Genomic DNA, 22671 nt, shown 5'->3' with positions numbered 1-22671 from the left:
AAGGAGCTGCAGCATTCATGAGCATACACATTAGAGCTTGTACACCGGAGGATTTGCTTGAGCTTCAAGCAGTCAGCATTGAGACATTTAGCGAGACCTTTAAGGAGCAAAATACACCGGAGAATATGAAGGCTTATATGGATAAGGCCTTTAATCTGCCCCAGCTGCAGCAGGAGCTGGCCAATCCTGAATCTCAATTCATGTTCGTTGAGCTTGATCAGGAAGTGGCCGGTTATGCCAAGGTCAATATTAATGGTGCCCAATCTGAATCCATGGGGGATGACACGCTTGAGCTGGAGCGGATCTATATCCGGCGTAAATTTCAGAAGCACGGGCTTGGCAGAATACTGCTGAGTAAAGCTGTGGAGTTCGCAAACGGACAGAATAAGCAGAAGTTATGGCTTGGCGTCTGGGAGCATAATGTAAACGCCTGCGCTTTTTATGAGCGGATGGGGTTCGTGCAGACTGGTGCCCACTCCTTCGTTATGGGGGATGACGAGCAGACGGATTATATCATGACCAAAGTACTCTAAACTAAATGAAAGATTAATATAGTATACGCTTACAATATATTGTAAAATACAGGGTAAAGTGCGATTACGAAACAAGGATGGGAATAACATGCGGATCAAATTCAGCATTTTTCAGAAAATGCTAGTATTGCTGCTGATTCTGCTGACGCCGGTCGTGGCGCTGTACTATTATTCTACATCCAAGAGCATTAGTGTCATCCAGGACGAGCTGATCAAGGCAAGCCTGAACCGGATGGAGCTGTTCGTGGCACAGATGGACGCCAGTATTGAGAAATTCGATCTGGCCTCCGCCCCGATGCTTGTAGATACAAGCGTGCTGGAATACCTGTATAACCTCGAAATGAGCGACTATGCTCTAATGAAGTCAAGAATGCTGATCCAGGAAAAGCTGTCCCTGGCCAGCGCATCGGGCAACTGGCGCAACGATGTGACAGTCTATTTCCCGCAGGCACATGACAGCATCTCTTCATCCCCCTCTTATGAGTATGATCCGCAGGAATTCGAGCGCCGCTTCTCCCTTAGCTGGAGCTATAGCGAAGACCTTGAGATCGGCTCCGGCTTCACCCGCACCTATGTTACCACCGGCTACAAACCGGCCCGTTCTGAGGATCTGGATGTTGCTGTCCGGGTTAACCTCTACAAATGGAGCTTCGAGAATCTGCTCGACACCTACAAATCCGGCCATTCGGACAACCCGTTCTTCTACAAAAAAGGCCGGCCCTTCATTGCCAGCCGCTCTGCGGGGGGACCGGCAGTGGATGAAGTAATCAGAGACCTGGGCGAACGGGTCAGCGGCCGGGATTCCGGCTACCTGATCCATTCGTACAGCGGAAGATCATACCTGATTACCTACTATTACTCCAGTCTCCTGGAGTGGCATCTGGTCGATTCTGTACCGCTTGACCAGATCATCGGGCCGATCAGGCAGCAAAGGTTATTATTCGGTGCATCCTCGGTCATTCTGCTTTTAACCGGGATCACCGCCGCCTCTGCCTTGTACTGGAACGTACACCGGCCGATCTTCCAGCTGGTACGCGCCGTGCAGCGGATCAAGAGCGGCGACTACGCATACCGGCTGCCGAAGAAATCAAGTAATGAATTCACCTTCCTTATGCAGAATTTCAACGAGATGGCAACACAGATCCAGGATCTGATCGAGAATGTCCTGCAATCCCGCATTCTGGCAAGGGATGCTACCCTGAAGCAGCTGCAGGCGCAGATCCACCCTCATTTTCTCTACAATTGCCTGGGCTACATCATTAATATGACCAAGATGGGGCACAAGAAGGCCGTTATGGATATGGCCTATCATCTGGCTGATTATTACCGCTATACGACCCGTATGGATAATCAGGGCGTCAGTATGGATGAGGAGCTGGCTTTTGTAAGCGTTCACCTGGAAATTCTCCGGCTGCGCAACGACACGCTGAGCTATAGCATCGAGCTCCCGGAAGGATTATCGGGGCTGCGGATTCCGCGGCTGCTGGTCCAGCCGATGGTAGAGAATGCAATTGTGCACGGGCTTGAGAATGTTGATTATCCGGGCAGAGTGGAGATCAGTGTCTCAGTGAAGGAAGGCCTGCTTCAGCTTCAGGTGGCTGATAACGGCAAAGGCCTCAGCGATGAGCAGATCAGCCGTCTGCACGCCGAGCTGCTTATCCCGGCAGGTGAATATGCCGGCTGCGGTCTCTGGAATGTGTACCAGCGGCTGCAGGGCAACTTCGGGCCGGATGCCCAAATTATCATCAGCCGCTCCACGCTGGGCGGGTTAAGTGTACAGCTGCTCTGGAGAATAGGAACGGTAGAAGAAACGGAGGAGGGATAGCCATGCTTCACCTGCTTGTGGTGGATGACGAGAAGCATTATGCAGACAGTCTCGCGGAGACGGTTCCCTGGGGGACGCTGGGCATATCCCATGTTCTCAAAGCTTATAGTGCAAGTGAGGCGCTTGCCTTGATCCAGTCTTCACCCGTCGACATTCTGATGACCGACATCCGGATGCCGCGCATGAACGGGCTGGAGCTGATCGAGCAGGCGAGAGAGCTCATTCCGGGACTTAAATGCCTGCTGCTCACGGGTTACGCAGACTTTGATTATGCCCGCAAGGCTATTGAGCTGCAGGCATTGCACTACCTGATCAAGCCGGCCAAGGATGAGCAGCTGCTTGATGCCATGGGCCGGATCGTGAGGCAGCTGGAGCAGGAGCGCTCCATGGAGCAGGGCTTCCGGATCTACCGGGATAATAGTACAGAGCTGAAAGCGGGTCTGCTGCTTAAGGTACTAAGCGGGAAGCTGAACGGTGAAGCTCTCGCCGGAAAGCTGAAGCTGTTCGATCTTCCCATTCCTGTACCCGGCTCTGTCCTGCTCTGTCTGATCAGTCTTGGCCCGCCGTTCTGCAGCCAGGATCTCTATTCGCAGTTCCTGATCCGGTTCGCAGTGACGAATATGCTGGAAGAGCTGCTGATGGAGCGTTATGACTGCTGGCCTGCGGCAGATGAGGAGGGAAACCTGCTGGTGCTGGTGTACGACCTGTCCGGTGCGCCGCCGGCGGCGGATTGGGTACATGAGCGGATGGGCCTGCTGTGCCAGGAGGTCCAGAATCTTCTGAAGGGTGAGATATCTGCAAGCGAAGCGGAATGTCACTTTCCGGAAGGGCTGCAGGCCGGATATATGAAGGCCAAATCACGGCTCGGAACGGGAGGCTTCCATTCCGGGCAGCTGCTGGAGGGCAGCGCCGAGGAGCAGCAGCTCATGCGCAAGCTGTACGAAGCGCCGCTGCTGACCCATCTGCTGGAGACAGAGCAGTGGGCGGCGGCGGAAGCCAAGATCCGCGCATTCGTCTCGCCGCTGCTGCATACCGGCTCGCCCGATCTGATGCGCGATGTCTTTCTCTTTCTGTCGAACAGCTTCCAGTATATTGCGAACCGCAGCGGCAGAACACTGGCTCAGGTGCTTACCCCCGGCCAGTCTGCGTTCATGAAGGGCAAAGCTATGCTGCACGCATCTCAGCTGGAGAGCTGGGGGCTGGATGCTCTGGCTACGCTCCGCGGCCAGCTGGGAGAAGTGACGGAGGACCATAATCAGGCCATTGTCCGCAGGACACAGGAGTATATCCGCAAGGAGCCGGGCAAGGATTTGTCGCTTACGATGCTGGCCAGGCTGGTCTTCATCCATCCCAACCATCTATCCAAGCTCTTCAAGCAATTTACGAACTCCACAGTATCCCAGTATATCTATGAACAGCGGATGCTCAAGGCCTGCGATCTGCTCAAAGCCACTAATGATAAAATCTACTGTATTGGCGAAAGTATCGGTTATCCCAATACGAACTGGTTTATCCGGAAATTCCGCGACTTGTATCAGATGACGCCGCAGGAATACAGGGACAGAACCCGGGCAGGAATGGAGTGAGCGCACGGATGATCAGGAAAAGAAGCGGGGCATTGCTGCTGCTGGCAGCTCTGGCAGGCTGCAGGGACAGCGGCGGAACAGCGGCGGCGGACAATCCGGGTAGCGGTGACGTGAAGCCGTTATGGGATTTCAAATATGATCCGCCGATTACAATTACAACGGCGATTGTGGATGAGAACCGGCCGAACGCCTTCAAGCCGGGTGAGAGTCTGACAGACAACGTGCATACCCGCTGGATGGAGGAGAACCTGGGGATCATCACGAAATTTGACTGGATTGTCAGCAAGTTCGATGATTACGACACCAAAATCCGGCTCGCGCTCGCGGTGAACGGGAAGCTGCCGGATACCTTCTATGCTGAAGGGGATATCCTGAAGAACCTGCTCAAGGCAGGCCGGCTGCTGCCGTTGGATGAGGCGATTGAGAAATACGCCCACCCGAAGCTCAAGGAAGCGATTAAGAAATATGCTTATTCCATGGCTGAGGTGACTATTGACGGCAAGAGCTATGGCCTTCCCCGTTTCGTCGCAGGTGATGAAGGGACGGTAATGTGGATCCGCAAGGATTGGCTGGAGAAGCTGTCGCTGGACCCGCCAGCAACGATCGGTGAGCTGGAGAATGTACTGAAGGCTTTCTCCGAGCAGGATCCCAATGGAAATGGCATAGATGATGAAACCGGGCTGGCCGTTCCGCTGAAGGAGGGTCCGTGGAGCTGGATGGGGCAGACAGATGCAATCGCAGGTGCCTTCTCGACCCAGATGCTCTGCACATCAGATATTAAGCTGTTCTGGAATGATGACGGGAGCGGCAAGCTGGTCTATGGCGCTGTACATCCGGATGCCCGCAAATATCTGGAGATCATGGCCTCCTGGATGGCAAAAGGCTATATAGACCGGGATGCCGGCATCCAGGATTCCAGTAAAGCCGCCGAGCTGGCCGTTAAAGGAACGGCCGGTGTAATGTTCGGCCCGTTCTGGATGGGGGCCTGGCCGCTGGGCGATACGGTTAAGAACGCCCCGGGAGCCGAGTGGCAGGCATACCCGCTTCCAGCAGGGCCGGACGGGCTGAAGGGGAAGGCGCAGAAGGCGCTCCACGGGATCTATACCGTGTTCAGCAAGGATTTCACGAATATAGAAGCCTGGTTCGCTTATTATAACAAGCTGCTTGCCAAAAATTTCGGCCCGCAGGATCCTTACTTCGACCCGCGGTTCGCTACAGGATATCACGAAGGCTACGATTATGTAATCAGGGACGGGAAGATCATTACCGTTAATTTCGCAGCGGAAGGAGTGCCGAGAGACCAATGGCCGCTTGCAGACGGATCGTCCATAGATATGCGCTGGATGCTCTATCCGCTGACAGGCGGCGCACTGGTGCTGCCCTATATGAGCTCTGAGGCCATCCGGAAGCTGTCGGAGCAATCGGGTACTGAAGTGAGCACGCCGATTGAACAGAGCATCAAAGGTCTCAATTCAGCACAGCTGGCCGCAGCCAGACTTGCCGTTTCCGAGCAGGAGCTGGAAATCCCGAACCGCTATCACGGACCATTAACCGACGGGATGGAGAAGAACGGGGTCTTCCTGCAGAAGCTCGCCACAGAAAGTTATATCAGTATTATATACGGCGAGAAGCCGCTATCTTATTTTGATCAGTTCGTGGACCTCTTCTATAAGAATGGCGGCGATGTCATCACGGATGAAGTGAATGAGTGGTACCAGGAGAACAAGCCATGACCGAATGGCTTGTTTTCTTCTATATTCGCTCATTTCTTCTATTTAACTACATCCTGGGCGCGATTTAGAATAGATATATGGAAAACGTTTTCAAATCTATCAAGCAGGAGGAGAGCGAATTGAGGAAAAAAGTAAGTTTGTTTTTGGCGGTTACCTTATTTGCGACTATTCTTTTTTCGGTTCCGGCAAAGACAGAGGCTGCAGTAAGCGAAGCGCCCGCCGGGTGGAGAGACTTAGTGGACTACCGTATCTTCAGTACAATTTCGGACGGCTGGGCCGGTGACAGCGGATTTGGGCTGGAGACGGTGGACAGCAAGCTGCCGATTGACAATGCTGCGGTTTATAATGGATTGCCTTCGCTGCTGCTCAATACGAAGACACCTTCCAGCCCGTCCTGGTACAACGCCCTGATTACGGTTGCCGGATGGAAAGCGTATGACTTCACCTCGTATTATCCCAATGGATACCTTGAGTTCAATATCAAGGGGAACGCGGGCGGAGAGACCTTCCTGCTGGGCTTCAAGGACAGAGTCTTCGAACGGGCTGCCGGCAATGAAATCACTACAACCGTCAACATTAACAGCTATACCAGCATCACTACAGCCTGGAAGCATGTGAAGATCCCGCTGAAGGATTTGATGCAGGTCTCGCAAGGCATCAACATTTCCTCCATCGATGCCTTATCTCTTAAGAATAACGGCTTTCAGCCGCTAAAGGTCTGGCTTAATGACATCAGGGTTACCTCTCCGGATAAGGAGAAGGAGTACGCACCTATCAAGGTTAATCAGCTGGGTTATCCCGCAGACGGGGTGAAGCAGGCGCTCGTCACCGGCTTTGAGGATGTTCTCACTGCTGATGCGGGTACCCCGTTCAAGGTCATTAACACGGCAACGAATACCGCTGCTTTCACCGGAGCGCTTGTGCTCACCAGCAATTATGATGCCATCGACAGCGGGGAGCGGATCTTCACCGCCGATTTTACCGGCTTAACCGCTCCGGGACAATACTATGTTGCAGTGCAGGGTCTGCAGAATTCACCCAAATTCACGATCGGGGATGCCGGCAGCCTGTATGAACCTTTTCTGAATGACGTAACGCGGTATTTCTATTACCAGAGAACCGGGATCAATATTACCAGCCCGTACACCCAGAATTATCAAAGAACCGATTTCACCCCGGATACCTCAGTGCCGTTAATGTCCAACCCTTCAATCCGCAAAGATGTATCCAAAGGCTGGTATGATGCAGGCGATAAAGGCAAGTACGTCAATGCCGGCGCCAAAGCCTTATCCGATCTCTTCTGGGCCTATGAACTTATGCCGGAGAAATTCACTGACAGCCAGTTCAATATTCCGGAGAGCGGGAACGGTATTCCGGATATTCTGGACGAATCACGCTGGGAACTGGAATGGATGCTCAAGATGCAGGATGAGGCTACGGGAGGCTTCTATGCGCGTGTAACCTTCCAGGATGATGACAATATGGTTGACAGACAGATTATTGATAAGGATACGGTTAGCTCCCGGACAGGGATTAAGACAACCGCCGATACGGCTACAGCAGCCGGTGTGCTTGCACATGCTTACCTGATCTATCAGAATATCGATCCGGCATTTGCACAGAGCTGCCTGGATGCAGCTGAAGCGGCATGGGGATATCTGGAGGCGCATCCGGAGAATATCCGTACACCTAACACAGGCAGATGGCCTTACGATGTAACAGATGATGCTTCGAACCGTCTGTGGGCGGCAGGCTCCCTGTACCGTTCAACAGGTGCAGCTGAGTACAATAATTATTTCCTGGCCCATTATGCGGATATGGCCATCTTCTTCGAGGATGCGCTGGATTTCGCCAGCGGCTGGGCGAACACCTGGAACACAGGCTTCTTCAGCTATCTGAAAGCTGCTGCTCCGGATTCCGCCGTTGTCAGCTGGTATACCGACAAATTCCAGCAATGGTTCAATGACAAAGTAAGCAGATACAACGACAGCGCCTGGAAAAGCGTGATTAAAGACGGTAACTACTACTGGGGGATCACCATGCAGGTGGCGGACACTCCGATGGAAATGATTATCGGCACGAAGCTGCTGGGAACCTTCGAGAGCAACCGCGCAGTCATTGATGAGGTTACTTACAGCCAGCTGGACTGGATTCTCGGCCAGAACCCGGTAGGTGTATCCTTCGTCTCAGGGTATGGCGACAACAGTGTGAAGTATCCGTTCAGCATCATGTTCCGCACAGATAATCTGCCTGGAGTGCCTAAGGGTTATCTGGTTGGTGGACCCAACAGATACTCCAATGATATCACTGTAGGGAACCAGATCTCCCGGTTCGCCGGCAAGAACTATACCGACAACTTCCAGGAATGGACAACGAATGAGCATACCGTGTACTGGAATTCAGGGCTCGTATTCGTAGCTGCTTATGCAACAGGAACCAGCACCACCAGCAACTCATCCATCAGTCCCGTTACAGCCGCGTTTGATAAGAAACCGGCTAATCAGTCCGATATTCCGGTAAACCTGACGCTGAACGGCAATACGCTTACCGGAATCAGGAACGGCACAGCGTCTTTGATTGAGGGAACGGATTATACGGTTTCCAATAACACAGTCACGCTGCTTAAAGGTTATCTTGCCGGGCAGCAGACAGGGACGGTCCATCTCACCTTTGAGTTTAGTGCCGGAGCGTCAGCACAGCTGTCCGTTATAGTGACAGACTCTTCAGTTGCCAATTCGGCAATCAGTCCGGTAACCGCCAGCTTTGACAAGAAAACCGCCAGCCAGGCTGACATTCCTGTAGCCCTGACACTGAACGGCAATACGCTCACCGGCATTAAGAACGGCTCAGTGTCCCTGGTGCAAGGCACAGATTACACTATTTCAGGGGCAGCAGTGACCCTCCAGAAAGCTTATCTGGCAGCCCAGCCGGTCGGAACAACTACATTAACGTTCAACTTCAGTGCAGGGGCAAGTGCTGCTCTTACAGTTACTGTGGTGAATACAACCTCAGGCGGAACCGGGTCCATCAAGGTTCAGCAGTATAACTCCACGGCAACAGGGAATACACTGAGTCCGCGGATCAAGCTGGTGAATACCGGAACTTCGGCGATTAACCTGGCTGACGTGAAGCTGCATTATTACTACAGCATTGACGGGGAGAAGGATCAGAGCTACTGGTGTGACTGGTCAACTGTCGGCAGCGCTAACGTGACAGGCACCTTCATTAAGCCAGCCGCTCCGGTGAGCGGAGCCGACACCCTATTCGAGCTGGGATTTACCAGTGGAGCCGGAAGTCTGGCTGCAGGTGCAAGCATTGAAATCCAGATCCGCATCAGCAAAAATGACTGGTCTAACTACTCGCAGGCCGATGATTATTCCTTCGTCCCGGCAGGAACCTCCTATGCGGACTGGAGCAAAACAACCGCTTATATCGCAGGCACACTTCAGTGGGGAATTGAACCTTAAACAATAGCTTGAACATTATATCCGTAAAATAATGGAACTGTGCCCCCCTCTATTCCTGAAGCCTCACGGCGGGATAGGGGGGAGCATTGAAAGGAATGAAACAACTCTATTGAAAGCTATGCCGCTTCCAGTGAACCAGAAGTCCGTACGGACGGGACGCAAATTATCCGTCACGAGAAATCTCCGGACGTACTGGATGTTTTATGTGATGATGCTGCCGGGAATTATTCTGCTTCTGATTAATAACTATATCCCTATGTTCGGGATCGTAATTGCATTCAAGACAATCAATTATCAGGACGGAATTCTGGGAAGTCCCTGGGCGGGACTGAAGAACTTCGAATATCTGTTTGCTTCCAAAGATTCATATATCATCATCCGTAATACACTGCTCTATAATTCCCTGTTCATTGTATTGAACCTGGGGCTTCCGCTGGCCTTTGCGCTGATGCTTAACGAGATGAAGAACCGTTTCCTCTCGAAGCTGCATCAGACAATAATGTTCCTGCCGTATTTTCTCTCGATGATCGTGATCTCTTATCTGGTCTACGGATTCATGAGCGATGAGCGCGGCTACTTCAATGGTACGCTGCTGCCGGCGATGGGGCTTGAGCCAGTGCGCTGGTATTTCACGAAGGAAGTGTGGCCGGTCATTCTGCCGATCATTAATACATGGAAGAACATGGGCTACTACACAGTTGTATATATGGCGGCTATTATCGGCATCGATGAAGAGTTCTATGAAGCGGCAACTATCGACGGAGCGAACAAATGGCAGCAGATGAAAAAGATCACGATTCCGTTAATTCTGCCGGTTATTACGATTATGACGCTATTGCAGATCGGTAAGATCTTCAATGCTGATTTCGGCCTCTTCTTTCAGGTACCGCGTGAATCGGGAGCCCTATTCCCTGTGACGAATGTTATCGATACCTATGTCTACCGCACCTTCCTGACGGTCGGGGATATCGGACTTTCGTCAGCGGCAGGCCTGTTCCAGTCGGTCGTCGGTTTCATGCTCGTCTTCCTGTCCAACTGGGTCGTCCGCCGCATCAATCCCGAGAACGCGCTGTTCTAAGAGAGGATTTCCTATGGCCAATACTAAAAGTGAATTTATGACCAGTACCAATTCCAAGAATCAGCTGTCCGGGACAGCATCGCTCCTGATTAATATTTTCTTCGTAATCTATTCAGCGCTCTGCATCGTGCCGCTGCTGCTGATTATTTCCGTCTCGCTCTCCGATGAGCAGTCGGTAATGACACACGGGTACCGTTTCCTCCCGGAAAACTTCAATCTGGCGGCGTACCGGTTCCTGATAAAAGATATTGACCAGATCGTTCATTCCTATGGGATATCTATCACTGTAACGGTGGTTGGTACGCTCCTCAGTGTCATGGCAATCGCATTATACGCTTATCCCATTTCGCGGAATAACTTCCCGCAGGCCAAGTTCTTCACCTTCTTTGTTTTTCTGACGATGCTGATCTCCGGCGGTCTGGTTCCCTGGTATCTGGTCTACGTGCAGATGCTGGACTTGAAGGATACGCTGTGGTCACTTATTATGCCGCTGATTATGTCTGCATTCTGGGTGCTGATCATGCGTACCTTCTTCAAGGAGACCGTTCCGGAAGCTGTGCTGGAATCCGCCAAAATTGACGGTGCCGGAGAGCTGCGGATCTTCATCCGGATCGTACTTCCGCTGTCCCTTCCGGTTCTGGCGACAGTCGCATTGTTCCAGACCCTGACCTATTGGAACGACTGGTTCCTGAGTCTGGTGTTTATCACCGACAACCACAACATATCGGTGCAGTACTTCATGTACAAGATGATGGTCAATATTCAGTATCTGTCCAGCAACCCGAATGCAATGGCAGAGATTACCCGGGCCGGGGGAATGATTAACTTTCCGAGTGAGACTGTCCGGATGGCAATGGTGGTGGTAGGTGTCGGGCCAATCGTGTTTGCGTACCCGTTCTTTCAGAAGTACTTCATCAGAGGTTTGACTGTCGGTTCTGTCAAAGGCTGACGCCGAGGCGGCCGGCAACCAAATATTAATCTTATTCATGGGGGGATTACTTGTAAATGAAACACAACAAAAGTAAGGCTGCACTTCTGCTAACAGTGTTAATTGTCTCGTCACTCGCTGCTACAGCTTGCGGAAATTCCAATGATTCCGGCACAGCAGAACCTGCTTCCACCGCAAGTCCGGCCACAGACAACGCCTCGTCCGATACACCGAAGCTGGAGCCTTATAAGCTAAAGCTCGTCTACGAAGGCGCACCGCAGGCGGATGAAGCCATCGTCGAAGAAGCGCTGAACAAGCTGCTGACAGAGAAAATCAACGCAACGATCGATCTCGCCCCTATCGACTGGGGAGCATGGGATGATAAAATCAACCTGATGATCGCTTCCCGTGAGCCGGTGGATGTTCTGTTTACCGCTTCATGGAACGGCTATGCGAAGAATGTAGCTAAAGGCGCTTATCTCGATCTTGGGCCATTGCTGGATGAATATGGCCAGGGCATCAAGGACAGCTTAGACCCTGCCTTCCTGAACGGTTCTAAGATTAACGGCAAGAATTATGGCGTTCCAACCAATAAAGAGCTCGCTTCGTCTGGAGGTATCGTATACCGGAAGGATATTGCCGATGAGCTCGGTATCGATATGAGCCAGGTAAAGAAGATTGAGGACCTCGAAGCAGTCTATAAAATCGTCAAAGAGAAGAAGCCAAACATGTATCCGCTATACACGACCGGCGGTACGTTCGCTGCCCACTCCTTTGTGGAGCTGGATTTCCTGGGTGATACAACCATCCCGGGGGCGATCGACAAGAATGGGGCAGATGCGGTAGTCAAACCTGCAGAGGATTTCCCACAATATTTAAATGCACTGAAAGTAACCCGTGATTACTTCCTGAAGGGTTATGTCAACAAAGATGCGGCTACTTCCCAGACTTCATCGCTTGATGCTTACAAAACGGGCAATGTATTCTCTACGGTAGAACCGCTCAAGCCGGGGAAGGCAGAGGAAATCGCCTCGGCCACAGCGCTTGACGGCAAGCTTGCCCAGATTACATTGACAGGCAAAACTGTCGCAACCTCGGAGACCACGGGTGCCATGCTGGCCGTCTCTTCAACATCCAAGAACCCGGAACGTGCCATGATGCTGATTAACTTGCTGCATACCGATCAGGAAATTGTCAATCTGCTGAACTTCGGGATTGAAGGCACACACTTCACGCTTGCCGGCAATGTCATGACACAGACGGACAAATCCGGCCAGTACGCACCTGGGGTTGCCTGGGAGCTGGGTAACCAATTCCTGAACTATGTCTGGAACACAGAGGCACCGGATAAATGGGAGCAGTTCAAGAAATTCAACGAAGGCGCCAAATCCTCACCGGCACTCGGCTTCACCTTTGACAGCGAACCGGTCAAGTCGGAAGTCGGGGCGCTGGCCAACGTCTTAAGAGAATATCAGAAAGCACTTGAGACAGGTTCGGTCGATCTGGATGAAATGCTGCCTAAGTATATTGCGGCCCAGAAATCGGCAGGACTTGATAAAGTCATTGCCGAGAAGCAGAGACAGCTGGATGAATTCCTTGCCAGTAAGAAGTAATCGGATCATAGATTAGTATGCTAATCACAAGTCCCGGTTGATGCTAATTCAGATCATCCGGGACTTTTTTGATATATATAGATAGAACTAAAAAACTTTTGAAAAAGAGAGTCTCATCTTTAAGCGGAAAATCATGTACAATGAGCTGGCACTCGCAGGTAAATGGGGTGAGTGTGCCCTCCATTTAAGAAAAGCAGCCAGCCACGCAACGGTTGTTCAAGGGACTAGCTTAGCGTTACGGACATGAGAGACGTTTGGGTCAGCTTGGGATTGGATTTGAACCAGACAGCTGGCATTGGCCCTCTATAACCAGCTCCACCCTGAATACAACAGAATGAATTCCGGCCGTTCAGCAAGAAGCTCCTTGGGCATTCTTGTATCCTAAATCAACATATAGCTTTCCAGTTCAAGCTGTATAGCATTACTATTTATTGACAAAACAATTTGTAACAGCCATAATATGAATGAACATATTTATTTTCATTCATATTCCTGTGTTTAAAGTGGAGGCTGACAATTGGAAGACAAGAAGGTAATCATTTATACATGTGCCAAGGAAATATTCAGCACAAAGGGTTTTAAGGATACCAATATCTCAGAAATCACAAAAAAAGCCGGGATGGCCGTAGGGACTTTTTACAACTATTATCCATCCAAAGAAAAGCTCTTTATGGAAATTTTCCTGGATGAAAATGCCAAGCTCAAGCAGGCATGCTTTCAGTCACTGGATCTGGAACAGAGTCCAATGGATGTAATCGGCCAGATGCTTGAATTAAATGTAAATGGAACGAAGAATAACCCCATTTTGCGTGAATGGTACAACAGAAATGTATTTGAAAAGCTGGAACAAATGTTTCGTGAAGAAAACGGTGTTGAAAGTGTGGATTTCCTTTATGACAATTTTCTGGAGCTCATTTCACTGTGGCAGAAGCAAGGGAAAATGCGGACAGATATTGACAGTAAGATGATTATGATGGTTTTCGCGGCAATCATAAATGTGGATACACATAAAGAGGAAATCGGGATTGATTATTTCCCCGAGCTGCTGCATCTAATGACGGAGCTTATTATGGCAAGCTTGATGGACTGCTCCTAGGGATCAAATGGAGCAGCATTTTTTTGAAAGAAAATGAACGAATATAATATTATTCATTCATCACAATGGAAGGTAAAACATATCTTTAAATGAGCAGCTGTGCAGAGAAGGGGGATAGTTTCGTGAGAGCAGTTAGAAAGAACAGGAGAAGGTTTAGAATAGGGCTTATTATCGGCATTATTCTGCTAGCAGCCGGGCTGGCAACGGCAGTTGCTTTTCTTGCAGATGCGCAAGAACGCCGGGAAATTCAGGCGCTGGAAATTGAAAGGATCGATTTTGCCCATCTACAGGATGGAACCTATGTCGGAGAATATGCCGGAACCAGGGGAAGTACCAGGAATGCAATTGTTGAAGCCTCCGTATCTGAGGGCAGAATTATCAAGATACGCATACTGAAAGGCGCATTGGACAGTAAGGGGGTTCCTGCCGAATTGGGCAATGGAATGACCATAGGCAGCTTATTTCAAAGGGTACTGGACAACCAATCATTACAAGTGGATGTAATCAGCGGAGCAACGCTTACCTCCAAAGCCCACCTGAAGGCTTTGGAGAATGCGTTGAAACAGGCACAACCCAAATGACGGAGGAGGATATTAATGAAAATCGCAATCGTCTCTTACTCTTTTACTGGTAATAATGATAAGTTCGCGGCATCTCTAGCCAGTGAGTTACCAGCCACTCATATTAGAATCACCACTCAAAAGCCTTTTGCAATGAAAAGTATTGTACTGGATATGATTTTTTCCAGAACACCTAAGGTGCATCCGCATCCGGATAGTCTTCAGCAATATGATCTGATCCTGTTTGTTGCCCCTGTATGGATGGGGAATGTAGCTTCACCGGTTCGCGCTTATTTACATGCTCTGCAATCAAAACGGCAGGCGTATGGTTTATTATCAATCAGCGGCGGGGCTGACGGCGAGAATCCTAAGCTGATGGCAGAGCTGCTGAAACGGACTGGAGCCAGTCCGGCGATTGTGCTGGACCAGCACATAAAGGATTATATTACGCTGGACTCGCCACCAACCCGCCAGGATACCTCGGCTTATAAAATCAGCGATACGGATGCAGTCCGGCTCTCGGAAAACGCTATAAAAGAGATAAAAAAGCTTATTGCACCCGTTTAAGATCCTGAAGCCTTGATGAGCTGCTACATCCTAAACCTCTTCAGCCCTGTACGTCTTCAGATTCCGCAGAACCGGGAAGAGCCAGTAGAACCAGATGACAGAGATCGCGAGTGTGCCGAGACCGCCGATCACCGTAGCGGGTACCGCTCCGACAAGTCCGGCCATCGTGCCCGACTCGAATTCGCCCAGCTGGTTCGAGGTGCCGATGAACAGTGAGTTGACCGCGTTGACACGGCCCTGCATATCCTGCGGCGTGTTCACCTGAACGAGAGTCGAACGGATAACAACACTTACCACATCGGATGCGCCGATCAGGAACAAGGCGAATAGGGACAGCCAGAAGCTGTGGGAGACACCGAACAGCACCGTGGCCAAAGCGAACACAACCAGCGAGGCAAGCAGGGTCTTGCCGATGGCCCGTTCCACAGAATAACGGGTCAGAATAAGCGAAACGACGATGGCGCCAACCGCCGGAGCCGAGCGCAGCAGACCCAGACCAAGCGACCCGGTCTTCAGGATATCCTCGGCGAAGATCGGCAACAGGGCTGTCGCGCCGCCCAGCAGCACGGCGAACAGGTCCAGCGAGATGGTGCCCAGGATGATTTTGCGGGCAAACACGAATTTCAGCCCGCTGAGGAAGGTATCCATATTGACCGCGTCCAGCTTCTTCACGAAGTGAACCGTCTTGACGAAGAAGATCAGTACGGTCGATACCAGAAGGGCTGCCAGGGAAGCGATATACGCCGCTGCCGTACCCCAGACGACAAGCACACCGCCAAGCGACGGTCCGACGATCATCGCCGTCTGCATGGCTGAGGCGGACCAGGCGGCTGCCTTCGGCAGCTGCTCACGGTCCACAATGTCCGGGACAAGTGCCGCTGAAGCCGGGCCCTCAAAGGTGCGGGACGCACCCAGGAGAGCGGCGGCAACCAGCAGATGAACCGCACCGAGCCAGCCCTGAATGCTGCCAAGGACAAGCACCAGCACCACAACGCACTCCACCAGCTGGCAGAGATACACGATGGTGCGGCGGTCATAGCGGTCTGCAGTTTGTCCGGCCGGCAGCGTCAGCAGTAGCATGGGCAGGAATTGGGCCAGCCCGACCAGGCCGAGCTGAAATGCGCTGTCTGTTAAGGCGTACATCTGCCAGCCGATAGCGACTGACAGCATTTGGAACGCGCTGGTTGAGAAGATCCGTGCAATCCATAACCGCAGGAACGAGCGGTTATGGAGGACGGAGGGACCGGTTTCATTCAATTTAAGTCATCCTTTCAAATGTGAGGCATTGAATCAGTTCTTCGGCAGCATCTCGGGATGCTCCCGGCGGATCAGGTCGTAATCCTTCCCGTACCGTTCTTCCAGTTCACTTGCGAAATCTGCCTCAATCCGCATCATCACAACATCATGGTAATACGAGGTCTCGAGTACATTCAGTACCGCCGGATGATTGCTCTCCAGCGCCGATGGCGGTGCGTGGCTGCTGAAGCTGCCAAGAATTGCCGTCTCTTTGTCCAGCAGCAGTGAGAAATTCCGTGACTTCGGCGGGCCGCCCTGCGGTACACTATGTACGATAACTCTCTTCAGACCAGTTGGGGCTTCACCGATGACCATCAGGTGGACAGCGATTCCCCGGCGCTCGGCGGCAAGCAGCGCTTCCTCTACCCGGTGCAGGTCTTCCGCCCACAGGTCAACCAGAATCTCCTCCCTGGCGTTCGCAGTAAGGCGGCGGACCGCCAGCTCCACCTGCTGCCCGCCCTTCCAGTTGCTGAAGAAGGGAGGTGCCGCCGGAAGAGCGGTCAGCTCACTCTCCAGCAGGCGGGCTGTATGCTCGAAATCCGCCTGCAGCAGCTTGATCACCTGCCCGATCGGAATGTTCGTGAAGGTGATCGGTTCGCCTTCTACAGCGCGGCATACCCCTTTGTCCACCAGACTGCGCAAGGCTGCGTATACGTTGGAGCGTGATACTGACACCTGCTTGGCAACCTCATAGCCCGAAGAGGGCGGCTGGCCGTGCAGCGCCAGATAGCAGCGGGCTTCCAGGTCGGACAAGCCCAGTTTCCGCAGTGCTTCAATCATTATCCGGCCTCCTTAGAATAATTATTTCTTTTTTGTACTTGTAGGCGTATTCCAAAATACTACTTCGATTAATATAAGCTGTCAATACATTTGTCAGATAAGTTTCTGCAGCCTCCGGGAAGTGATACGGATAGCCTGACCCTTTTTATGGATAAAATAAATGCAGCCGTGCATGCAGCCTTTCCCGGACCTCATCCGGTACGGTTATCAGCCGGATATCATCGCCCAGAAACAGCAGCCAATTGAAGATTTCGCTCACTTCTTCTGGCTGACTGATATTGATAAAACTCTTTAGAACAGCTGTAGTTTGGTAAGGATTGGTGTAGGAAAGCCGCATTTTGAACGGGTGGTACTTTTTGAACTGGGCGATGGCCTTCGGGCCAAGCTCCAGGACTAGGTTAGCGCCCGCATCCTGTTTGCTAAGCGTTTCTAATATCTTCTTCCTGCTGGGCCATTTCCGCATCGGGAGGGGGCTTACATCCGTCAGCTGGTCAACGGGATAAATCTGCTTCTGTTCTGCCAATAAGTCAAAGCCTTCGATCAGCCACTGGCTCTTCTCGCGGTACAGCTGCAGGAGGTACACAGAATCAGACTTAACTTCATTCTGAACCTCAACGGTAAGCAGCAGATACCTGTCCTGCAGCAGGGTCTGAATCAGCTTCTCCAGCATGGGATGGGGGAGATCGGACAGATCAAGCAGATCCGGATTCCCCGGATTGGTGCCTTCGAACAGCAGAAGCTGATTGAGCAGGAAGAGGTCCTCCTGCTGATTCTCCGAGATCAGACCCAGCAGCTTCTCTGTCAGCGACTGGCGGCTCTTAAGGTAAGGCAGCTGATTGTTCCGGGTCGCCATGAAAGCTATAAAAAGCGCCTTAACCTCATTATCCGTAAAGCGGACGACAGGCAGCACCGAATTACGCATGACCGAATAACCGCCGTCCCGGCCTACCTCAGCGACCAGCGGCATGCCCAGCGCTTCAATCTCCCTGATATCCCGAATAGCAGTCGAACGCGAGATATTGAATTCCTGCATGAGTTCTGAGATGGTAAAACGGGCACGGTTGTTGATGTAACGCATGATGATGTTAATCCGTTCAACTTTTTTCATCGCGGCTCCTAAACAGTATCAATATTTGACATGATTTACAGCTATCATAAACACATGAAGTGAAGAAGACAACTCTAAGAGAAGGCGGGATAAGAAAATGGCAAATTACACTGTGGTAGAGAAAGACAGCTTCATCGTTGCTGGTCTGGGAACCGAACTTAAGAGTGCATATACCGATTATGCGGGAATTAGCAAGGAGAAGTCAGACTTTTGGCAGAATGTCAGCCGGGATGGCCGGCTCGAGCATTTGAAGTCTATCGCATCTAATAACTATATCTTTGCAGTGAATGAAGCGGTGAACGGCAAAATGATGTTCTATGCCGGGGTAATGACATCGGCAGCAGCACCGGAAGAAGCCAGATTGATTCAGTTTCCGAAAGGAGAATATCTCGTTGTGGAAGGAACAGCTGCGACATCTGAAGAGCTGGCTAACAACCTTGCCGGTGTTGCGTTCGGACAGGCTCTGCCGGAAGCCGGTCATCTTGCCTATGTGGGCGGTCCCAATACTACAGTGGAGCTGGAACGGCGCGGCGGACAGATCATTGGCGAAATGTGGATTCCTGTAATAAGAAAGTAATCTGACCAGCGGAGGGAACAGAATGTCCTATATTGTGGATTTTAAAAATGTGTCTACTGCGGGGCTAGAATCGTCGCCGGTAGCAGATGCGCTGGCCGGTCTGCGTGCGAATGAAGCCCGGTATTTCATGAACAAATACAAGCATGAATTCACAGTTGTACCTGCTGCCGAGAGCCAGGATGCCCTGGATTACGTGAACAGCATTCTGACCAAAGAGCGGGAGATTACGTTTGCTGCCAAGCCGCTCGAAACATCGGGTTTTCAAGTGGAGAATATTAAGTTTACTTATGTATTCTATGAGGATGGACTGGCGCTGAACGTTATGTATACGGTGGATGACCCGAAGAAACGTGCCGTAGGCTTCAAGCTGTCTGAAGGGATGGAGATTCCGCAGGAGCTGGCGAGCAAATTTAAATTTGCCAGACAGAAGTCTAAGCTGGCCGGAACGATCCGCGGTTCATTTTTCGTTATTAAAGGCGAGTATTAGAGGAAGTACGGATTCTCCCGGGAACTGAAGAACCAGTGCTTTGCCGGGGGAACGGTTGTTATGCTCAAAAAAAGAACCTGATCGGAAGATCAGGTTCTTTCATATTGCATATATACAAATGCGGTGATATAATCAGTCTGCAACTTTTCAATATAAATGTTAACACAAATAATACATCTTATATATCTAATATAACATGCAGTGATTATCTTGTCAAATAATTTTTAGTGCGGGGGAGAGATCGGGTATGAATACTTTGGTGCTCAGCTTTCAGGAAATGGATGACACACAGCTCCACCTTGTTGGCGGCAAAGGTCTGAATCTGGGGAAGCTCGCAGCAATTCCGGGAATCAATGTGCCCGAAGGCTTCTGTGTTACGACCGAGGGATTTAAGCAGGCGCTCCTGTCCAGCAGGGAGTACCCCGCCTTACTCCAAAAACTGAATCTGATACACGCCGAAGACCGCACACAGATCGCTGATATTAGCGGAAGGATCCGCCAGGCCATACTGGAAGCAGAAATTTCATCCACAGTGGTACACGCTGTTGCACACTACCTCAGCCGTTTCGGGGAGCAGCAGGCTTATGCCATACGTTCCAGCGCGACTGCCGAGGACCTGCCGCAGGCTTCTTTTGCCGGGCAGCAGGATTCGTATTTGAATATCACCAGCCTGGATGCAGTCCTGCAGCATATCCGCAAGTGCTGGGCCTCCCTGTATACAGACCGTGCAGTTGTCTACCGGATTCAGAACGGATTTGACCACAGCCAGGTGCATTTAGCCGTTATTATTCAAAAAATGATCATTCCGCAGGCTTCCGGAATTATGTTCACTGCGGATCCTGTCACCTGCAGCCGCAAGCTGTTAACTATAGATGCCGGATTCGGACTAGGAGAAGCAATGGTTTCGGGTCTGGTTACTCCTGACAGCTATAAAGTACAAGGGGAAGATATCCTTGAACAGAGGATAGGCGGCAAGCAAGCAGCGGTCTATGCCCTTAAGGAAGGAGGAACCGAAATCCGGCCCGTCGCTCCCGGACAGCAGCAGGAGCCTGCCCTTACCGCAGAGCAGGTACTCCGGCTGGCCCGGACCGGTAGAGAGATAGAAGCTTATTTCGGCAGTCCGCAGGATATCGAATGGTGTCTTGCCGGGGATGAGTTCTATATCGTCCAGAGCCGGCCGGTTACGACCTTGTACCCGGTCCCAGAGGTGAATGATCAGGACAATCATGTATATGTATCTGTAGGGCATCAGCAGATGATGACGGATTCCATGAAGCCGCTTGGCTTGTCCTTCTACCTGATGATTACACCGGCACCGATGACCAAAGCCGGAGGCCGGCTGTTCGTCGATATTGCCCGGATGTTAGCCACACCGGAAGGCTGTGATCTGTTATTGAACAATCTCGGCGGATCAGACCCGCTGTTCAGGGACGCAATCCAGACCATAATTGAGCGGGAATTCATTCCCATTACTGCTGGCAGGGATCACAACAGCCGTTCAGGCCGCCAAGCTGCGCCGCCTGCCTGGAGCGAGCCCGCTCCGGCACCTGATCCAGCGGCCGTTAAGCTGCTGATTCGGCGCAATGAAGCTTCAGTGGAGGAGCTGCGGCAGACTATCCGGACGAAATCTGGAGCAGTATTGATGGATTATATCCAGGAGGATGTTCAGCAGCTGAAGCAGCTTCTGTTCGACCCGCAGAGCATTAGCCTTATAATGGCTGGCATGAATGCTTCCGCTTGGATTAATGAGCAAATGAACGAGTGGCTTGGGGAAAAGAATGCTGCCGATACGCTGTCCCAGTCGGTTCCGGACAACATTACCTCAGAGATGGGATTGGCACTGCTTGATGTCGCAGATGTGATCCGCCCATACCCTGAGGTGATCGGATATTTGCAGCAATTCCAAGCCGGTCAGTGGAGAGAAGAGATGGCGGAGCTTGACGGAGGAGTGGAAGCACTGAAAGCAGTCCAAGCTTATCTCGACAAATACGGAATGCGCTGCACCGGGGAAATCGATATTACCCGCACCCGCTGGAGCGAGCAGCCGTCCATCCTGTTCCCGCTGATTCTGAATAACATTAAGAACGCAGCCCCGGGAGCCAGCAGGCAGAAATTTGCCCGAGGACTGGAGGAAGCCATGAACAAGGAGCAGGAGCTGATAAGCCGCTTAATGCAATTACCGGACGGGGAGCAGAAAGCTGCAGCAGCCAGGCAGCAGATTAGCCTGATCCGCAATTTCAGCGGCTACCGGGAATATCCGAAATACGGCATCGTCAACCGTTACTTCGTGTATAAGCAGGCGCTGCTTAAGGAAGCGGAGCTGCTCGTGCAGGAGGGTCATATTCAAACCGTGGAGGATATATTCTATCTTACGTTCCAGGAGCTCCGCGAGACCGTAAGCACCGGTACACTGGATTACCGGCTCATCAGCAACCGCAAAGAAGAGTACGAAATCTACGACAGGCTGACTCCGCCGCGGATGATGACCTCAGATGGTGAAATTATTACCGGCCGCTATCACCGGGGGGATCTGCCCGAGGGGGCGCTTGCCGGTCTGCCTGTCTCTGCCGGAGTGGTTGAGGGGCGGGCCCGGGTAATCGGGAGGATTGAAGAAGCGAATCTGGAAGCCGGGGATATCCTGGTTACAGCCTTCACCGATCCGAGCTGGACCCCGCTGTTCGTCTCGATCAAAGGACTGGTCACCGAGGTCGGCGGGTTGATGACACATGGAGCGGTAATAGCGCGTGAATACGGATTACCGGCGGTAGTGGGAGTGGAGCAGGCTACCAGCATCATTCAAGACGGGCAGCGCATCCGCGTCCACGGAACGGAAGGTTACATCGAAATATTGTAATGGACCGGGAGAATTGGACAGCCTGCCAAGACAGCGGTACTATTAAAGTAAGTGTGCATTCAAGAAGGATTCGCCCGGGGGAGGTAAGGAACACATGTCTGAAGAGCATAGCCACGAGCATAAATACCGGAAAGAAATAATTAACCGTCTGGCGAAGGTCGAGGGACATATCCGATCTGTGAAAGAAATGACCATCAACGGGCGCCAGTGTCCGGATATCCTGCTGCAGATTGCTGCTGTACAGAAAGCGCTGGATGGCGCAGCCAAGCTGCTGTTGAAGGACCATTTGGAGAACTGTGTGGTGGACGCCGTACATCATGGTAATGAAGCGCAGGTCATTGCCGAGCTAAATGCCGCCATTAACAACTATATCCGCTAAAGAAATAATGTGATGAGAGGACCCTGTTTAATTGGCAGGGTCTTTTTGCTGTGTCAGATGAGGCTGAGGCTGCGCAGGTAGTGTAACTGCATAATGACCGGCCAGCGGCCAGGGGAAAATAATTCAAAAGTTAAATAGTCGATTTTAAGTCTAAAATGCTCTTTTTTGCGAAGAATCGTGTCCCATTTATTGATATGATTGTGC

At 51.5% G+C, this 22671-nt stretch carries 18 protein-coding genes; 15 read left to right on the top strand and 3 right to left on the bottom strand.

Annotation, left to right across the window (positions count from 1 at the left end):
• The first annotated feature begins 17 nt into the window (after window positions 1-17).
• The 11 genes from LOS79_RS08245 to LOS79_RS08195 all read left to right on the top strand — a co-directional run bounded on the left by LOS79_RS08245 (window position 18) and on the right by LOS79_RS08195 (window position 14986).
• Window positions 18-533, top strand: a complete 516-nt coding sequence (locus tag LOS79_RS08245) for a spermidine/spermine N(1)-acetyltransferase (RefSeq protein ID WP_315418006.1) — start codon at window positions 18-20, stop codon at window positions 531-533.
• Window positions 534-621: 88 nt separating this feature from the next.
• Window positions 622-2358 (top strand): sensor histidine kinase, encoded by a 1737-nt coding sequence (locus LOS79_RS08240; protein ID WP_315418002.1) that lies wholly within the window; start codon window positions 622-624, stop codon window positions 2356-2358.
• Between the two features lie 2 nt (window positions 2359-2360).
• Window positions 2361-3944 (top strand): response regulator transcription factor, encoded by a 1584-nt coding sequence (locus LOS79_RS08235; RefSeq protein ID WP_315418000.1) that lies wholly within the window; start codon window positions 2361-2363, stop codon window positions 3942-3944.
• An 8-nt stretch (window positions 3945-3952) separates the two neighbouring features.
• On the top strand, window positions 3953-5677 hold the full coding sequence (locus LOS79_RS08230; RefSeq protein WP_315417998.1) for an extracellular solute-binding protein: 1725 nt from the start codon (window positions 3953-3955) through the stop codon (window positions 5675-5677).
• Between the two features lie 119 nt (window positions 5678-5796).
• Window positions 5797-9144: a glycoside hydrolase family 9 protein gene (locus LOS79_RS08225; RefSeq protein WP_315417995.1), complete on the top strand. Its 3348-nt coding sequence runs from the start codon at window positions 5797-5799 to the stop codon at window positions 9142-9144.
• 118 nt (window positions 9145-9262) lie between these two features.
• On the top strand, window positions 9263-10222 hold the full coding sequence (locus tag LOS79_RS08220; protein WP_397386743.1) for an ABC transporter permease: 960 nt from the start codon (window positions 9263-9265) through the stop codon (window positions 10220-10222).
• Window positions 10223-10235: 13 nt separating this feature from the next.
• Complete coding sequence (locus tag LOS79_RS08215; protein WP_315417990.1) at window positions 10236-11171, top strand: carbohydrate ABC transporter permease; 936 nt, start codon at window positions 10236-10238, stop codon at window positions 11169-11171.
• Between the two features lie 56 nt (window positions 11172-11227).
• The gene (locus LOS79_RS08210; RefSeq protein ID WP_315417987.1) at window positions 11228-12763 is read left to right on the top strand and encodes an ABC transporter substrate-binding protein; all 1536 of its coding nucleotides are present in this window, start codon (window positions 11228-11230) and stop codon (window positions 12761-12763) included.
• A 517-nt stretch (window positions 12764-13280) separates the two neighbouring features.
• The gene (locus LOS79_RS08205) at window positions 13281-13859 is read left to right on the top strand and encodes a TetR/AcrR family transcriptional regulator (protein ID WP_315417984.1); all 579 of its coding nucleotides are present in this window, start codon (window positions 13281-13283) and stop codon (window positions 13857-13859) included.
• An 89-nt stretch (window positions 13860-13948) separates the two neighbouring features.
• Entirely contained in the window at window positions 13949-14440 is a 492-nt protein-coding gene (locus LOS79_RS08200) for an FMN-binding protein (RefSeq protein ID WP_315417982.1), read from the top strand.
• Between the two features lie 15 nt (window positions 14441-14455).
• Entirely contained in the window at window positions 14456-14986 is a 531-nt protein-coding gene (locus LOS79_RS08195) for a flavodoxin family protein (protein ID WP_315417980.1), read from the top strand.
• 30 nt (window positions 14987-15016) lie between these two features.
• Here the strand turns inward: LOS79_RS08195 and LOS79_RS08190 are convergent, their stop codons facing one another.
• The 3 genes from LOS79_RS08190 to LOS79_RS08180 form a co-directional block, all read right to left on the bottom strand.
• Window positions 15017-16243, bottom strand: coding sequence for an MFS transporter (locus tag LOS79_RS08190; RefSeq protein WP_315417978.1), 1227 nt, complete (start codon window positions 16241-16243; stop codon window positions 15017-15019).
• Between the two features lie 33 nt (window positions 16244-16276).
• On the bottom strand, window positions 16277-17062 hold the full coding sequence (locus LOS79_RS08185) for a TrmB family transcriptional regulator (protein WP_315417976.1): 786 nt from the start codon (window positions 17060-17062) through the stop codon (window positions 16277-16279).
• 145 nt (window positions 17063-17207) lie between these two features.
• Window positions 17208-18170, bottom strand: coding sequence for a helix-turn-helix transcriptional regulator (locus tag LOS79_RS08180; RefSeq protein WP_315417974.1), 963 nt, complete (start codon window positions 18168-18170; stop codon window positions 17208-17210).
• Window positions 18171-18267: 97 nt separating this feature from the next.
• Here LOS79_RS08180 and LOS79_RS08175 point away from each other — a divergent pair, with 97 nt between their 5' ends.
• From LOS79_RS08175 to LOS79_RS08160, 4 genes are all read left to right on the top strand, one after another.
• Window positions 18268-18747: a GyrI-like domain-containing protein gene (locus tag LOS79_RS08175; protein WP_315417971.1), complete on the top strand. Its 480-nt coding sequence runs from the start codon at window positions 18268-18270 to the stop codon at window positions 18745-18747.
• Window positions 18748-18769: 22 nt separating this feature from the next.
• The gene (locus LOS79_RS08170) at window positions 18770-19234 is read left to right on the top strand and encodes a DUF8821 family protein (RefSeq protein WP_315417969.1); all 465 of its coding nucleotides are present in this window, start codon (window positions 18770-18772) and stop codon (window positions 19232-19234) included.
• Window positions 19235-19481: 247 nt separating this feature from the next.
• Window positions 19482-22088, top strand: a complete 2607-nt coding sequence (gene ppsA / locus LOS79_RS08165; RefSeq protein ID WP_315417965.1) for a phosphoenolpyruvate synthase — start codon at window positions 19482-19484, stop codon at window positions 22086-22088.
• Window positions 22089-22182: 94 nt separating this feature from the next.
• On the top strand, window positions 22183-22467 hold the full coding sequence (locus LOS79_RS08160) for a metal-sensing transcriptional repressor (RefSeq protein WP_315417962.1): 285 nt from the start codon (window positions 22183-22185) through the stop codon (window positions 22465-22467).
• Window positions 22468-22671: the final 204 nt, after the last annotated feature.

Source organism: Paenibacillus sp. MMS20-IR301, from assembly GCF_032302195.1.
In the GTDB taxonomy this organism is placed as follows: Bacteria; Bacillota; Bacilli; order Paenibacillales; family Paenibacillaceae; genus Paenibacillus_AQ.
Note: the sequence above shows the minus strand (reverse complement) of the source record. Positions and strands in the feature narration are given on the sequence as shown.

Bases quoted from the DNA above. Each gene is read 5' to 3' on its own strand.
- LOS79_RS08215 (WP_315417990.1), top strand. From the start codon at position 10,236: ATGGCCAATACTAAAAGTGAATTTATGACCAGTACCAATTCCAAGAAT.
- LOS79_RS08240 (WP_315418002.1), top strand. From the start codon at position 622: ATGCGGATCAAATTCAGCATTTTTCAGAAAATGCTAGTATTGCTGCTG.
- LOS79_RS08170 (WP_315417969.1), top strand. From the start codon at position 18,770: ATGTCCTATATTGTGGATTTTAAAAATGTGTCTACTGCGGGGCTAGAA.
- LOS79_RS08230 (WP_315417998.1), top strand. From the start codon at position 3,953: ATGATCAGGAAAAGAAGCGGGGCATTGCTGCTGCTGGCAGCTCTGGCA.
- LOS79_RS08160 (WP_315417962.1), top strand. From the start codon at position 22,183: ATGTCTGAAGAGCATAGCCACGAGCATAAATACCGGAAAGAAATAATT.
- LOS79_RS08175 (WP_315417971.1), top strand. From the start codon at position 18,268: ATGGCAAATTACACTGTGGTAGAGAAAGACAGCTTCATCGTTGCTGGT.
- LOS79_RS08185 (WP_315417976.1), bottom strand. From the start codon at position 17,062: ATGATTGAAGCACTGCGGAAACTGGGCTTGTCCGACCTGGAAGCCCGC.
- LOS79_RS08245 (WP_315418006.1), top strand. From the start codon at position 18: ATGAGCATACACATTAGAGCTTGTACACCGGAGGATTTGCTTGAGCTT.
- LOS79_RS08210 (WP_315417987.1), top strand. From the start codon at position 11,228: ATGAAACACAACAAAAGTAAGGCTGCACTTCTGCTAACAGTGTTAATT.
- LOS79_RS08235 (WP_315418000.1), top strand. From the start codon at position 2,361: ATGCTTCACCTGCTTGTGGTGGATGACGAGAAGCATTATGCAGACAGT.
- ppsA (WP_315417965.1), top strand. From the start codon at position 19,482: ATGAATACTTTGGTGCTCAGCTTTCAGGAAATGGATGACACACAGCTC.
- LOS79_RS08200 (WP_315417982.1), top strand. From the start codon at position 13,949: ATGAGCAGCTGTGCAGAGAAGGGGGATAGTTTCGTGAGAGCAGTTAGA.
- LOS79_RS08195 (WP_315417980.1), top strand. From the start codon at position 14,456: ATGAAAATCGCAATCGTCTCTTACTCTTTTACTGGTAATAATGATAAG.
- LOS79_RS08220 (WP_397386743.1), top strand. From the start codon at position 9,263: ATGCCGCTTCCAGTGAACCAGAAGTCCGTACGGACGGGACGCAAATTA.
- LOS79_RS08180 (WP_315417974.1), bottom strand. From the start codon at position 18,170: ATGAAAAAAGTTGAACGGATTAACATCATCATGCGTTACATCAACAAC.